The organism is Bacillus sp. PK6-025 (assembly GCF_056530265.1).
Genome location: NZ_CP096509.1, coordinates 791,509 through 805,249, shown reverse-complemented (window position 1 = coordinate 805,249; position 13,741 = coordinate 791,509). Strand labels below are relative to the sequence as shown.

Below are 13,741 nucleotides of genomic sequence, written 5' to 3'. Positions count from 1 at the left end.
ATTTATTTAAAAATGCAAAGTGTCAGCTTCCAGATGATCATGATGATCAAAACTGACACGACTGAAGTGGCCATCTGTTTTCCCATAATGGCTGCCGCCGTTTTCATCCCCAGTTCCTTGGCAATTGTCCAAACCGTCACCATGCATGGAGTAAAGGTTGATGCCAAGTAAATGAGCAGAAAGAGCGTTGCCCCCGGCAGCACATCAAGAAGCGCTCCATTCCCTTCATTGAACAAGAGAATGCCGTCTTTCCTGATCAGAGAAAAAACAAGGCCCGGCGCCGCATCTTCCGGAGCACCGAACAGGCTTAAAACAGGCGAGACAAGCAATGTCACAAGACGGATGACACCGAGTTCATTCAATACTGTCGCCGCCAGGCAAATGATGAGAAAGATCGGCATCGCCTGAAAGATAAATTGCTGGAGCACTTCTTTTACTCGAAAGACGATCCCTTTCCAGGACGGCATCTGTAAAAACGTTTGCCGGCGCTCGAAGTAAGCGGCCCATTTCTGATCAATGCGATACCATATCCGGTTATGAGCGGCTGCTGCGGCAACAAAAACAGCGAGGTAAGGGATAAACAGCCACTCCCTTCCCGCAGCATGAAAAATCGACAGCGTCGCGCCGATTTGGTAGCTGCACGCTGATCCGAAAGAAATAAATGATACACAGCGCTTTCTCGTACACATGCTGCACGACCGCGTCTGCTGAACGGCAACGACATTGCAGCCAAATCCGGTCAAAAGCGGAACTAAATCGCGGCCGTTCAGACCGATCTTCCGCATCAGCGGGTCCAGTGAATCGACGATCCGGTCCTTTAAACCCGAATCATCTGCTGCCGCATTTGCTATAGACATAAACAAAACGACAGGAAACGCCCAAACAAACGAGTAAATGCCAAGGGATAACAGGCCATAATTCCCCGCCAATGCCGCGCTCAGCCATGACGGCAAGCCTCCGACCGCATTTTGGAGAGGTTCAACCGCCCATTCGTCCGCGTATTGCTGCATCCACTCTGATGTATGATAAGCCAATATGATCGGCGCCATAAATAACAAACATAAAAGTGCAGTACTCACAACAGGCCCAACTACGGGACGATGAAACACAAACTGCTGAACAGCCACACTTTCAAGTTCAATCTGTTTCATCCGTTTCCGTTTCAGCGGATGAAATTCAGCCTCTTTTCTTAAAAAAGCGATGATATGCTCTTTTTTATCGTCTGTCACAGTTCTCGTATCAACCAACAGGACCGGGAGACTGTGCTTAGCCACTTGCTCAGAAAGCGTCCGGCGCATGGCGTCCGTCATTTTATCCTGAAACGTAACGATAAAGCAGACGCGCCTGGCATCCGGCGGAATCAGGTCCAAGACCGCGTTCAGCTCTTCTGAAAAATGGGTGCCGCGCAAGACGGCAACCACCTCATCGGCCTTTTCGATCTCTTTTTTCAGCGCTCTTTTCGACACGCTGTCATCCTCCCGAATGCCCGGTGTATCAATGGCTTGCCAGCCCGGAAGGCTTTTGATCTCCCGTTCAGCCGCAAATATCGTCGATCCTTTCACATTGGCTGCTTCGCCTGCTCTCTGATCCGTGATCGCGGAAAAAAGCGTTGTTTTCCCGACCGATTCGAGTCCGATGAAGAGCATGCGCTGCCGCCGCGTTGGCTCTTTCAGCATTCACACTGCACCTCACAGCAGCTCAAATCCGTGAGAAACATTTGATTTTCCCTGTATTCTGTCAGCACCTTTTCATCGATCGAAAACTTTCGTTTTTCCAACAAATGCTCGGCGATGACGGCGAATCGCTGCCTGAATTTATAAATGAAACAAAAGACGGCGTTTTGGTGCTGAACGCTCGGCCCGATTAAATAAAGACCGTCCGTCACGGTCGACATATCTTCATTCGTTAAAAGCGGTTTGCCGTTCTCTCCCCATTCAAACAAATTCTCGATTTGTTTTGCCCCGGAATGAAAGCCTGTCGCGATAATCGGCCGTGTTTCCGAGCGTATTTTCCTCCCGTCTGACAAATATAAATCATAGGCTGGTCCATTTTTCGCCAGTTTTTCTACCAGGGCTTTTTCCAAAAACTGAACCTTCCCTTTTTCATATGCATCTTCAAGACGCTCCCATGTATAAGGTGAAAGCGACCGGCTTGGATCGGCTTCAGCGTTTTCGCGGAGCGAATTCGGCATCACAACCGTCACATCGCTGCCATAGGACGCCAGTTGAACCGCCGCATCCATTGCGCTTTCATAGCCGCCTACCACGTAATAATGGGCTTTTTCAAATTGGCTCCATCTGGCGACCTTGCTATTGTGGATGCCAATCTCTGCACCATGAAACGAATATTTCGGGAATTGGAATTCACCGGCTCCCCAAATAACGTCTTTGGCCTTCATCGTGCCTTTATTAGTTTCAACTGAAAAACCGCCGTCGTCTTTATAAACATTGCGAACCGATGTGCCTTCTTGAATTGGAAGCTGAAAATGATCGGCCAAAAGCGCCAAATAATCTCCATACTCCTGCCCGCTCAAGTGCTCGCGGTGAAAAGTAAAGGCAGGGGATGTTCCCGGAGCAACAGCATTTAAATCCAAAGCCCCGAATCCCTGCCCGGTAAAGGACGGTGTTATCAGTTTCATTTCTTCAGGCCAGCTTCGAAATGAAGCTCCTGCACGGTCTTTTTCCAAAATCGTAAACGATTGAAAACCGAGTTTTTTCAGAACGATTCCCATTCCAATACCTGCGGGTCCCGCTCCAACAATGACGATTTCGCTATGCTGCAAAACAACCACTCCCTAAACGAAATCATTTCGATTTAATTTGCATGCTTTAGACATGACCACTTGATTTTATCACAGCATTCCCTCAAAATAAATAGGAACTATTTCGATTTACTACAGAAAGGGGTCTCATCAATGGAACGTATCCTGCATTTGCCCGCAAAACCCGAACGCCACCGCCGCTTCGGATCTGTCGAAGCCGTGAAAGGAATAAAACCGAACGATAAAGAACAGATGAAGGATATTCAAAATACACCGAACGACTATTTTTTTGACATTGACCATGTCGGTGTCTCAAACGTTTCGCATCCGATTTTGATTGCATCCTCGCTCAAGCCGTCTACACAAACGACGATCGGCGCTTTTTCCTTTACAACGAGCCTTGCGCGCGGCCGCAAAGGAATCAATATGAGCCGCCTGACAGAACAGCTGCAGCGCTATCACGAAGCAAACTGGACGATTGATGTCCATACACTGAAAGATTTTGCAAAGGATTTAGCCGACAATATGGAACAGCAAAGCGCATCCGTCTCTGTCAGTTTTCCATGGTATTTCGAGCGCCTTAGCCCGGAAACCAAACTGTCAGGATTGATGCACGCCGATATCCATATGACAGTCTCTTATCATGAAAACAAAGGCTTTTCACAAACCGTCGGCATCACGGCCCATGTGACGACGCTCTGCCCGTGTTCAAAAGAAATCAGCGAATACAGCGCCCATAACCAGCGCGGCATAATCAAGATCACCGCACATATCAATGAGCAGGCGGAGATGCCGGACGATTTCAAAACCGAGCTTCTTGCCGCAGCGGAAACGAACGCAAGCGCAAAGCTTCATCCCGTCTTAAAAAGGCCCGACGAAAAAAGAGTGACTGAACAGGCTTATGAAAATCCAAGATTTGTAGAAGACGTCATCCGCTTAACGGCTGCCGACTTATACGAAATGAACTGGATCTCCGCCTTTGAGATCGAATGCCGGAACGAAGAATCGATTCACATGCATGATGCGGTGGCGCGGCTGTCGTTTCCCAAAATATAAATCAAAAAGAGCTGCCGGTTTTTCCGGCAGACTCGATCCTTATGCAGTTTTTGATTGATTCAGCGCCCGGCTGTTTTTAAACAGGAGCATTGAAGAAATGTATAATACCGATGCAAACAGACAAACCGCCCTGACATCAGTTTATCCGCTGTTCTTTACGCCCTCAGTGATCAAATCAGACTTCAAATCATAAAAAATCTTGCAGAAGCCGGCGAACAATCGTGCAGCGCTGTTAACGTTCCCATTCCAAAATCAACCCTGTCTCATCACTTTAAAGTCCTTAGGGAATCGGGAGTCATTCATACAAGAATAGAAAGAACACAACGGTTTATTTAGGCTTCGCCTAGAGGACTTGGACAGCCGTTTTCCGGGGTTGCTTCAAATCGTTTTACAGGCAGACGAACCGTTGTAAACTGCCGGGTTCTCCCCGGCAGCTTCGACTTATTTCTCTTTCCGCACGTATTCAATATCATCCTGATACTGGCTGTACCCCTCTTGATATTCCATAACACGCGCTGTTTCTTCTATGAAGCTTTCATCATAGCCCGCTCTTCTCAATAAGTGAAAGCCCATTTCCATGCCTGAAGCAATTCCCCCGGCGGTGATGATCCGTCCGCTGTCGACGATTCTCGCCCGGCTGACGCGGCAGGCCGGCGCGATGTCCGCCAAGCGGTCGATCGGTACTTGCCCCATCTCTGACGCCTCAAGCCGATCCGGCTCTTTCCGACTTGTGGCGGAAAGCCCGTCTAAGAGCCCCATGCGCCCGTAAATCCATGAACCTGTACATACGCTCACCAAAAGCGTCGACTCAGGGAGAGAGCGGATAAACTGATGCAGCCGTTTGTTGTTGGTCTCCTGTCGTGTACCGAAACCGCCCGGAATTAAGAAAGCATCCATATCTGGCTGGTCATTGAAGCTGTAATTCGGATGAACGGTAAGCCCGGCTTGTGTCTGAACCGGTTTCATCGCATCCGCCACAAGAAAGGCGTCCAGTTCAGGATCGAGCCTCCTCGCCACTGAAAACACTCCGTATGGGGCGGCATAGTCGATGATTTCAGCATCCTTGAAAATGTACACGCCAAGTCTGAATCCTCTCGTTCTTTTCATTGTTTTCCTCCTCAATTTTTCTTTTATTCTTGCAAAACCTACGATATCATGGGGAGAGACATTTTACTTATGAATGATTACGATAGAAATCATTTTGATTTTCGATATCAAGGAGATGACAAGCTATGATTGAGCTTTTAGAGGGTAAATTTTTTAAAACCTTCATCGCCGTCATGGAAGAAAAAAACTTCAGCCGCGCCGCTGATCGGCTGGGGTATGTACAGTCGACAGTCACCAGCCATATTCAGCTTTTGGAGCAGGCTTGCGGACAGCGTTTGTTTCACCGGCTGTCAAGAGGTGTGAAGCCGACACCGGCCGGTTTGAAGCTAAGTAAATATGCCTATCAATTTATTCATTTAGGCAGCACCTTGGAAGAAGCGATGAATGAACTGGATCAGCCGCAAGGAACCGTCCGCATCCGCATGCAGGAATCGTTTTTTCTGACGCGCACGTCTCTCCTGATCCGGGATTTTATTAAAGAATATCCAAAGATTAGATTGCAATTGGAAAACGGGTTTCAGCACGATATCGTTCAGCAGGTGCAAAATCATGCCGTCGATTTCGGAATCGTACCGCAAAATCCGAATAGGCCCGACATCCTTTTTACCCCTTTGCTCGAAGAAAAGCTGGTGTTCATCGCTTCCAATGATCTCGCTGAAAAGGTTGAAACTGAGAGCCTTGGCGCTCTTAGTCGTGAAACATTCATCAGCTTCGGCACAAGCTGCGTCTACCACACAAAAGCGGGCAGATTATTGCAAGATGCCGGGATTGAAGGAAACAGCGCCCTGGAGTACCCAAGCATCGCCATGATCAAAGAGGCGGTAAAATGCGGCATCGGCTTTGCCTTCATTCCTGAAATCGCCGTCAAACAAGAACTTGAAGCCAAGCAATTCAAACTGCTGCCTGTGACTGCCCCGATTGTCTCCACCCACGGGCTCATCGTCCATCAAGACAGAGAGCTGAGTCTGGCGGCGTCTTTATTAAAGGAAAAATTAATCGGCTATTTTTGTAACGATGCTGAAAAAAGCCCGACAAATTAAAAACTGCCGGGATTTCCCGGCAGCTTCCATTACAATTGTTCCAGCTCCTCGATCATCAACGACAGCTCGGTCCAGCGCTCCATTGCCTCGTCAAGCTCTGCGGCTGTTTGCGCCTGCTCTTCCATCAATGTCTGAATCTTGGCGAAGTCGCTGCCGGCGGCGGCGATTTCCTCTTCAAGCCGTTTATGCTTTTCTTCGAGAGCGGCGATTCTGTCTTCGATGCCGTCCCATTCCAGCTGATCTTTATAAGACAGCTTCTTTCTTTTCTTTTTCTCAGGTTTGGCAGGTTCCGCGGCTTCAGGCGCCGGCTTTTGACGGCTGGTCTCCTTTTGCTTCTCCATATATTCGCTGTATGAACCTTGAAAACGCGAAACGTTTCCGCTGCCTTCAAATACAAGCAGCCTGTCGACGACACGGTCAAGGAAATAGCGGTCATGGGAAACGGTCACGACAACGCCGGGAAACTGTTCCAAATAATCTTCCAGCACTCCGAGCGTCTCGGTATCAAGGTCGTTTGTCGGCTCATCAAGGAACAGGACGTTCGGCTCTTCCATCAGCACTTTCAAAAGATAAAGGCGCCTCTTTTCTCCGCCTGACAGCTTGCGAATCAAGTTGCGCTGCATGCTCCGCGGAAAAAGGAACCTTTCCAGCATCTGCTCAGCTGTGACCACTTGTCCGTCGGCCGTTTTGACGACCTCAGCCGTCTCCTTAATGTATTCGACGACCTGCAGCGCATCGTTCATTTCGCTGTGATCCTGTGTATAGTATCCGATTCTTACAGTCTGGCCGATCGTGATCTGCCCTCCATCAGGCTTGACGCGGCCGGCAAGCGCGTTTAAAAGCGTTGTTTTGCCGATCCCGTTCGGTCCGATGATGCCGATCCGGTCCCCCGGCACAATCAGTTCATCGAATGAACGGACAAGCTGATTGCCGCTGCGGCTGATGTCAACACCTTCAGCTTCAATCACCTGCTTGCCGAGACGATGGGAGCCGATGGCAAAATCAAGGGAAGAACCGGTTTCAGGCGAATCCTGTTCCTTTAGTTCCTCCACTCGCTGAATTCTTGCTTTTTGTTTTGTCGAACGGGCTTTAGCTCCCCTTCTCAGCCAAGCAAGCTCCCTTCTGAGAAGGTTTTGCCGCTTCGTTTCGCTTTGTTCGGCGAGCGCTTCTCTTTCGGCCCGCTTTTCCAAAAACACTTCGTAGTTCCCTTTGTATGTGTATAGGTGCCCACGATCCAGCTCATAGATCCTGTTTGTCACCCGGTTTAAAAAGTAGCGGTCATGGGTGACGAGGACGACAGAGCCCGGATACCCGCTCAAATAGCCTTCAAGCCATTCGATCGTTTCATTGTCAAGGTGGTTTGTCGGCTCATCCAAAATGAGGAGGTCAGCAGGCTGAATCAATGTTTTTGCGATCGCAACCCGCTTTTTTTGCCCTCCGGATAGCGAGCTCACTTCTTTTGCCACATCCACGACGCCAAGCTTCGTTAAAATCGTTTTTGCCGCCGTATTCGCGTCCCAGGCGCCGTGTTCGTCCATTTTCCCCTGTGCCGCCAGCAGGTTTTCCTGCTTCTTCGGATCATCAGGCGAAGCATTCAGCTCCTGAAGCGCCTGCTCATACGCCCTCATCGTCCGCATCATCACGGAAGCTCCCGAATAAATGTGCTCAAGCACGGTTTCCGGACCCTCTAAATCAGGATCCTGATCCAAGTACTCGATATGGAGGCTGCCAGGCTTGGTGATGTCTCCTTTTTCGGTCGATTCATGGCCGGCGATCACTTTCAGCAAACTGCTTTTTCCCGTTCCGTTCGGTCCGATCAAGCCGATCCGTTCGTTTTCTTCAATATGGAACGATATATGGTCAAATAATGTTTTATCTCCGTAAGTTTTATATAAACCTTCCGCTTTAAAAATGCTCATCTGTCTACCAATCCTAACGTAATGTCATAACCTTATTTTAATGCAGATGATGCAAGAAAACTAGTGAGAGCTTTTTCACGGACATTACAGGAAGACGGCCGGAAGCCAGAAATATACGCTGATCACGATCAAGACGACACCTGCGATATTGAGCCAAAAGCCCGCCCTGACCATGTCCTTCATCGTCAGCAGATTGGAGCTGAAGACGGCCGCATTCGGCGGGGTGGAGATCGGGAGCATAAAGGCGCATGATGAAGCAAGCGCAGCTGCCGCCATCAGCCCGTACGGCTCAACCTGAAGCGCGGCGCCAAGACCGATCGTCATCGGAATCACCATATTGGCGACAGCCGTATTAGACATGATTTCGGTCATAAATAAAATTGCAGCCGTCAAAATGATCAGTACAAATAAGTAAGGATGGCCTTCCAACAGCTTGAGCTTGCCGCCGATCCAAGCCGTCAGATTGGTCGCCGAAAAACCGGCCGCAAGCGACAAGCCGCCTCCAAACAACAGAAGCAGCCCCCATGGCAGCGTCTGCATATCCTTCCATTCCAAAATCCGTTCATCCTTTGTACTCGGAATTAAAAACAGCAAAACCGCTCCGAAAATCGCAATCGACGTATCTGAAATTTGAAACGGCAGGATGAATTTGAACATCCACAAACATGCGGTCAACAAAAAAACGGCAAAAACCGATTTTTCCTCCCTCGTCATTGCGCCAAGCGCCTTTAAATCATGATCGATAAAATCAGGTTTTTTTCCTTGAAAGGCGCTCACTTTAAATTTTATTTTCGTTAAATAAACATATAAAATAGCAAGAAACAGAACGGAAACCGGGAACCCGAATAAAAACCACTCAAAAAACATAATTTCGTGATTGAGCATCTGTTTTGACATCGCGGCAAAGACCGCATTCGGGACGGAACCGACCAATGTCGCAAGTCCGCCGATCGAAGCCGCATACGCGACAGCCAGCAAAATGCTTTTGCTGAACTTCTGCAGCGATTCGCCTTTTAAAATTTCTTTTTCCTGCACTTCTTTAATAACTGCAAGCGCTACGGGAAGCATCATCAAAGCGGTGGCAGCATTCGAAATCCACATCGATAAAAATGCCGTCGCCGCCATCACGCCGAGCACGATTCGATGGCTTTCAGCCCCGATCCGCTTCAAAATATGCAAGGCCATCCGTTTATGAAGATTCCATTTTTCGATGGCGATCGCAATGATAAATCCCCCCATATACATAAACACAATCGGATCGCCGTATGCTTTGGCCGTCGTTTCCATATCTAAACCGCCCAATGTCGGCAGCAAAATGACTGGCAAGAGCGATGCCGCCGGAATCGGCACGGCTTCCGTAATCCACCAGACGGCCGTCCAAGCTGTAACCGCAAGAACGATCCGCGGCGCGTAAGCCAGCTCAGCTTCCGGTATCAAGCCGAGAATCAGCAAAAAACTGATCGGCCCCAATAACAATCCGGTCAGTTTAGTCGGTGTATATACTCTCATTTACCCCTTCCCCCTTTGAAAGCGATTTCCCATTCATCACTTTCGCTTCGCCCGGGGAAAATTCCTCTAAAAAATTTAAAATAAAATTTAAATTAATGTATGACACTGAGCCTAGAAATTGAAAAGTACAACTTTTCTATTAAAAAGTCACTCAGAGGCTGAAAGCAAATTTTTTAGCGCTTTTCCATATAAATTCATCGGGACGCTTTCTCCATTAATAAAATTGAATATCGCAAGACCATTTTCGAGTGAAAAAATAGTCCAAGCGATTTCTTCCGAAGATAGCGTAACCTCATGATTCTCTTTCAACATTAGTTTCGCGACAGACTTGGAGATCCGGTCCACAGACTCCCTGATCATGCAAGACCATTTGTAGCGCACTGACTCATTACGCATCACATAAAGAAGAAATTCCATATTTAAAATCATCCACTTTTGATTTTCTTTCACCACTGAGACAAAATGATCATTCATTGTTTCAATAAAATATGAAAGTGAATGCTGTTTATTTATGATTTGATCGATGTTATTCACTTGTAAATTCATTTGTTGTTCCAATAAGGCCAGAAAGAGCTCTTCCTTAGATTTAAAATTGGAGTAAACCGCTCCTTTGCTAAATCCGGCATGTTCAGCAATTTTTTCAACAGAAGCCCCATGAAAGCCAAACTCCGAAAAAATCTCAACAGCCGATTCTAACAACAATTGACGTGTTTCCTCTTTTCGCTCTTTTTGGGTTAGCCTTCTTCTAAGCATTCTTCTTCCTCCTCTTATTGACAATCATACTGTTCAGAATTAACATACCATATAGTATGTATATTCTAAAAGGTATCACTAGCACTTCACTAAATCAACGTGTGGCCATTAAAAAGAGGAGAAGAATCATGCAAATTGAAAATAATATCAAAACGGATAAACGACCTGTGTCCATCATATTGTCAAAAACCATTAAAACAGGAATTATTAAATCTAACCTTATTCCGATGTTTTCTGGATTAACATTATCTTTATATACTTATAAAATCAGCCTTTCTGAGAAATTACCAGAAATATTTTTTGCATTAATTGGGTCTATTTTAGTAATGGGAGCGGCAGGAGCTTTTAACAACTTATATGACCGGGATATAGATTCTATTATGGAGAGAACCAAAAACAGACCAACCGTTACAGGAGAAATAAAGCCTAAAACAGTTCTATGGCTCGGTATCTTTATGATGATTTTTGGTGTAATAATCCTTGGTTTCACCACCTCTCTGGCAGCACTCCTAGGGTTTCTAGGATTGTTTTTTTATATTGTCCCGTATACCATGTGGAGTAAGAGAAGAACAGTTTACAATACAGAGGTCGGGAGTATCGGCGGAGCTATGCCGCCTCTTATTGGATGGTCAGCTGTCTATCCGGACATCACACATCCTGCTGTTCTCGGTCTTTTTGTGACATCTGTGATATGGCAAATGCCTCATTTCTATGCTATAGCCATTCGAAAAAATGATGAGTATAAGGCTGCGAAAGTTCCAATGCTCCCTGTTATCAAAGGAGTTAAAAGAACATATATACAAACTAATATTTATTTAATCATCCTTATCGGGACAAGTCTCCTTTTTATTTCTTTGAGCCTCGGCATTATGCTTGTTTCCCTTATATTAGGTGTCATATGGTTGGTTCTTAGTGTGTATGGTTACAAAAAAATGGATTCAGAGAAATGGGCAAAATCCATGTTTATTTACTCTCTGATTCATATGACAATTCTTTTTTCGACTGTCATTATCTATTCTCTTATCGGAGTTATTTTCAATATATAGTTATTTGATTTCGTCTCTTTTACACGTTTGAAGGAATTGCAGTGTGACGGGAAAGAGCATACTCATGAGCCATATTTACGGCAGTCATTTCAATCGCTAGTGTAGTAGTGTTAGTAAAAAAACTGCCGACACATTGTCAGGCAGTTTTTTTCTATATCTAGTCTTCAAAATGATGTTCCGCCATCTTGGCGAGGTTATGCGCGTTGCTGCTGATCTCCTGCATGGTGGCGGAAATTTGTTCAACGCCGGCGGCCTGGCCGCTCGTATGTTCATTGATGACTTCGATCGAATGCTCAAGGTCTTTCAATAACGCGTGGATTTTCTTCGTGATTTGGTCAATCTGCCCGACGTTTTCTTTTGAGTGTGTCGCGAGCTTGCGGATTTCGTCGGCGACGACGGAGAACCCTTTTCCTGACTCTCCGGCTCTCGCCGCTTCAATCGCCGCGTTCAGTCCGAGCAGGTTGCTTTGATCTGAAATGCCTTTTACGGTAACTGAAATTTTCTCAATTTCTCCGGCGCTTTCACTGACTTCTTTCGCCTGCTTGGAAATGTCGGACATTTGTCCGGAAAACCCGCTGACAGATTCGGCGATATCCTGAATGGCTGAGGCCGTCTGCTCGACGATGACCGACAGGCTTTCTGCGACGCGGTGAAGCTGATCCGATTTTTCAAGACTCGTACCGAGTCCGACTCCGCCGATAACCCTTCCGTTCTCGTCATGGAGCGGGATCGCTCTCGCCGCAAGAGGGAAGCCGAACAGTTCCTTAGGCACCATGCTCACTTTCTTTTTGTTTTGGCGGATGGCGTCTGTAATAATATCGCCTTCCTGCAAAGGATCACCCGCTTTGACATCAAGGGAAAATGTCTTTCCCGGAATGTTGACGATCAGCTTTTCAGTATCGTAAATCCCCACTGTCACATCGTCCTGAATCAGCTGATTCAGAAACGGCGCCACTTTCACAAAAGCATCCAGCAGCGGGTGGATGTCCGTTTTTACTGCTTCATTCATGTATCAAATCCTCCTTTTAATATGGAAAAATCCTTTTCTGGTGCTGGACGGAAATCCATTTTAATGTCGTAAATTCGTCAAGGCTCCACTCGCCGTTCAGCCTTCCGATCCCCGATTGCTTTTCACCGCCGAAAGCGACATGTGGCTCGTCGTTGATCGTTGTGTCATTGACATGGATCATGCCCGTCTCGATTTGCTTCGCGATGGCAACGCCGCGCTCCACATTTCCCGTGTGTACGGCTCCGCTCAGTCCGAACGAAGTGTCATTCGCGATCTCAACCGCTTCTGCTTCGGTCTCAAACGGCATGACGCACACAACCGGGCCGAACAGCTCTTCCTTGGCGACAGACATGTCAGACGTGACATCCGCAAGAATCGTCGGCTCGACGAGATTGCCTTTAATATCGCCTTTCAGAAGCGGTGTGGCGCCTTCTTCGATGCCTTTCTCAATCGATTTTCTTAAATGTTCAGCTTGGCGTTCATTAATGACAGGGCCGATCACAGTTTCAGGATCCAGCGGATCACCCGTTTTAAACCCGGAGATTTTTTGGCTGAACAGCTTTAAAAATTCCGGATACACTTCTTTTTGAACGAGAATCCGGTTGGCCGACATGCAGATTTGCCCCTGATGTGTGAAGCGGCTGAAAGCCGCGGCATTGACAGCGTATTCCAAATCGGCATCCTCAAGAACGATCAATGCGCTGTTTCCGCCGAGTTCAAGCAACGGTTTTTTAAAATGTTTGATCGCCAGCTGCCCGATATAGCTGCCGACCTTCGTTGATCCGGTAAACGAGATGATTCTCGGAATCGGGTGCTCAACGAAGCTGTCGCCGATTTCCCCGATATCCGTGACGACAACATTCAGAAGTCCCTCCGGAAGACCGGCTTCTTCAAAAATCTTTGCAATCAGCGTGCCGCCGCAAATCGGTGTTTCTTCATGCGGCTTTAAGACAACGCCGTTCCCTGCGCCAAGCGCAGGTGCAACCGATTTTACAGATAAAAAGAACGGAAAGTTGAACGGACTGATGACACCGACCACTCCCGCCGGAATGCGGTATATCCGATTTTCTTTCCCATCAACCGGTGAAGGGAGAATTTTACCTTCCATTTTGAGCGGGAAACCTGCCGCTTCTTTGATCATATTGACGACAAGATCGATTTCAAAAGCCGCTTTCAGCCGTGTTCCGCCAAGTTCCTCCATAATGAGGTACACGATCGCTTCTTTATTGTCTTCAATATAAGCCGCGGCTTTTTCTAAAATCGCTCTTTTTTCATAAGGATTGACGTTATCCCATTTCTTTTTCGCCTCAAGCGCAGCTTTGTACGCCGCATCGACATCCTCCCGCGTCGCTTTCCGAAAAGAGGTAATCGTTTTATGGGTAAAAGGATTCAGATCGGCCAAGACGCTTTCACTTTGGCCGTCTCTCCATTCCCCTCCTATGTATTGACGGTTGAGGTCAGTTATTTGAATCATTCAGTCCATCTCCTATCAAACAGTTTTGGGAAAAGTTAGACTACATCTTATGTATCGGCAGTCTTTC

General features: G+C 47.2%; 11 protein-coding genes and 1 pseudogene. 4 read left to right on the top strand and 8 right to left on the bottom strand.

Translation table 11 applies throughout. The features are described from left to right. Window positions 1-2: 2 nt before the first annotated feature. On the bottom strand, window positions 3-1,676 hold the full coding sequence (locus M1D67_RS04040; protein ID WP_479831611.1) for a nucleoside recognition domain-containing protein: 1,674 nt from the start codon (window positions 1,674-1,676) through the stop codon (window positions 3-5). Next, window positions 1,670-2,782 (bottom strand): NAD(P)/FAD-dependent oxidoreductase, encoded by a 1,113-nt coding sequence (locus M1D67_RS04035; RefSeq protein WP_103750393.1) that lies wholly within the window; start codon window positions 2,780-2,782, stop codon window positions 1,670-1,672. Before M1D67_RS04035 ends, M1D67_RS04040 begins: the two co-directional genes overlap by 7 nt. 132 nt (window positions 2,783-2,914) lie before the next feature. On the opposite strand from M1D67_RS04035, the gene folE2 reads away from it, so the two are divergent. Next, window positions 2,915-3,817 carry a GTP cyclohydrolase FolE2 gene (folE2, locus tag M1D67_RS04030; RefSeq protein WP_479831610.1) on the top strand — a complete coding sequence of 301 codons (903 nt, stop codon included), beginning with the start codon at window positions 2,915-2,917 and terminating at the stop codon, window positions 3,815-3,817. A gap of 135 nt (window positions 3,818-3,952) precedes the next feature. Next, window positions 3,953-4,229: pseudogene (locus tag M1D67_RS04025) on the top strand (ArsR/SmtB family transcription factor). 29 nt (window positions 4,230-4,258) lie between these two features. Here M1D67_RS04025 and M1D67_RS04020 read toward each other — a convergent pair. Further along, window positions 4,259-4,924: a DJ-1/PfpI family protein gene (locus M1D67_RS04020; RefSeq protein ID WP_020450506.1), complete on the bottom strand. Its 666-nt coding sequence runs from the start codon at window positions 4,922-4,924 to the stop codon at window positions 4,259-4,261. Window positions 4,925-5,049: 125 nt separating this feature from the next. On the opposite strand from M1D67_RS04020, the gene M1D67_RS04015 reads away from it, so the two are divergent. Further along, window positions 5,050-5,964 carry a LysR family transcriptional regulator gene (locus M1D67_RS04015; RefSeq protein WP_212110112.1) on the top strand — a complete coding sequence of 305 codons (915 nt, stop codon included), beginning with the start codon at window positions 5,050-5,052 and terminating at the stop codon, window positions 5,962-5,964. Window positions 5,965-5,993: 29 nt separating this feature from the next. On the opposite strand, the gene M1D67_RS04010 is transcribed toward M1D67_RS04015, so the two are convergent. The 3 genes from M1D67_RS04010 to M1D67_RS04000 all read right to left on the bottom strand — a co-directional run bounded on the left by M1D67_RS04010 (window position 5,994) and on the right by M1D67_RS04000 (window position 10,145). Then, entirely contained in the window at window positions 5,994-7,883 is a 1,890-nt protein-coding gene (locus tag M1D67_RS04010; protein ID WP_458117807.1) for an ABC-F family ATP-binding cassette domain-containing protein, read from the bottom strand. Window positions 7,884-7,967: 84 nt separating this feature from the next. Next, on the bottom strand, window positions 7,968-9,392 hold the full coding sequence (locus M1D67_RS04005) for an SLC13 family permease (RefSeq protein WP_023855784.1): 1,425 nt from the start codon (window positions 9,390-9,392) through the stop codon (window positions 7,968-7,970). 147 nt (window positions 9,393-9,539) lie between these two features. Next, window positions 9,540-10,145 carry a TetR/AcrR family transcriptional regulator gene (locus M1D67_RS04000; RefSeq protein WP_026578910.1) on the bottom strand — a complete coding sequence of 202 codons (606 nt, stop codon included), beginning with the start codon at window positions 10,143-10,145 and terminating at the stop codon, window positions 9,540-9,542. A gap of 128 nt (window positions 10,146-10,273) precedes the next feature. Here M1D67_RS04000 and cyoE point away from each other — a divergent pair, with 128 nt between their 5' ends. Next, window positions 10,274-11,191 (top strand): heme o synthase, encoded by a 918-nt coding sequence (gene cyoE, locus M1D67_RS03995; RefSeq protein WP_023855785.1) that lies wholly within the window; start codon window positions 10,274-10,276, stop codon window positions 11,189-11,191. Between the two features lie 157 nt (window positions 11,192-11,348). On the opposite strand, the gene M1D67_RS03990 is transcribed toward cyoE, so the two are convergent. Together M1D67_RS03990 and yfmT are read right to left on the bottom strand one after the other, a co-directional pair. Then, on the bottom strand, window positions 11,349-11,750 hold the full coding sequence (locus M1D67_RS03990) for a methyl-accepting chemotaxis protein (protein WP_373367318.1): 402 nt from the start codon (window positions 11,748-11,750) through the stop codon (window positions 11,349-11,351). Between the two features lie 466 nt (window positions 11,751-12,216). Next, window positions 12,217-13,674 (bottom strand): benzaldehyde dehydrogenase, encoded by a 1,458-nt coding sequence (yfmT, locus tag M1D67_RS03985; protein WP_020450499.1) that lies wholly within the window; start codon window positions 13,672-13,674, stop codon window positions 12,217-12,219. Window positions 13,675-13,741 lie beyond the last annotated feature (67 nt).

Coding starts and splice junctions, on each gene's coding strand:
- M1D67_RS04040 (WP_479831611.1), bottom strand. CDS start 1,676: ATGCTGAAAGAGCCAACGCGGCGGCAGCGCATGCTCTTCATCGGACTC.
- cyoE (WP_023855785.1), top strand. CDS start 10,274: ATGCAAATTGAAAATAATATCAAAACGGATAAACGACCTGTGTCCATC.
- M1D67_RS03990 (WP_373367318.1), bottom strand. CDS start 11,750: ATGTCCGACATTTCCAAGCAGGCGAAAGAAGTCAGTGAAAGCGCCGGA.
- M1D67_RS04010 (WP_458117807.1), bottom strand. CDS start 7,883: ATGAGCATTTTTAAAGCGGAAGGTTTATATAAAACTTACGGAGATAAA.
- folE2 (WP_479831610.1), top strand. CDS start 2,915: ATGGAACGTATCCTGCATTTGCCCGCAAAACCCGAACGCCACCGCCGC.
- yfmT (WP_020450499.1), bottom strand. CDS start 13,674: ATGATTCAAATAACTGACCTCAACCGTCAATACATAGGAGGGGAATGG.
- M1D67_RS04000 (WP_026578910.1), bottom strand. CDS start 10,145: ATGCTTAGAAGAAGGCTAACCCAAAAAGAGCGAAAAGAGGAAACACGT.
- M1D67_RS04005 (WP_023855784.1), bottom strand. CDS start 9,392: ATGAGAGTATATACACCGACTAAACTGACCGGATTGTTATTGGGGCCG.
- M1D67_RS04020 (WP_020450506.1), bottom strand. CDS start 4,924: ATGAAAAGAACGAGAGGATTCAGACTTGGCGTGTACATTTTCAAGGAT.
- M1D67_RS04015 (WP_212110112.1), top strand. CDS start 5,050: ATGATTGAGCTTTTAGAGGGTAAATTTTTTAAAACCTTCATCGCCGTC.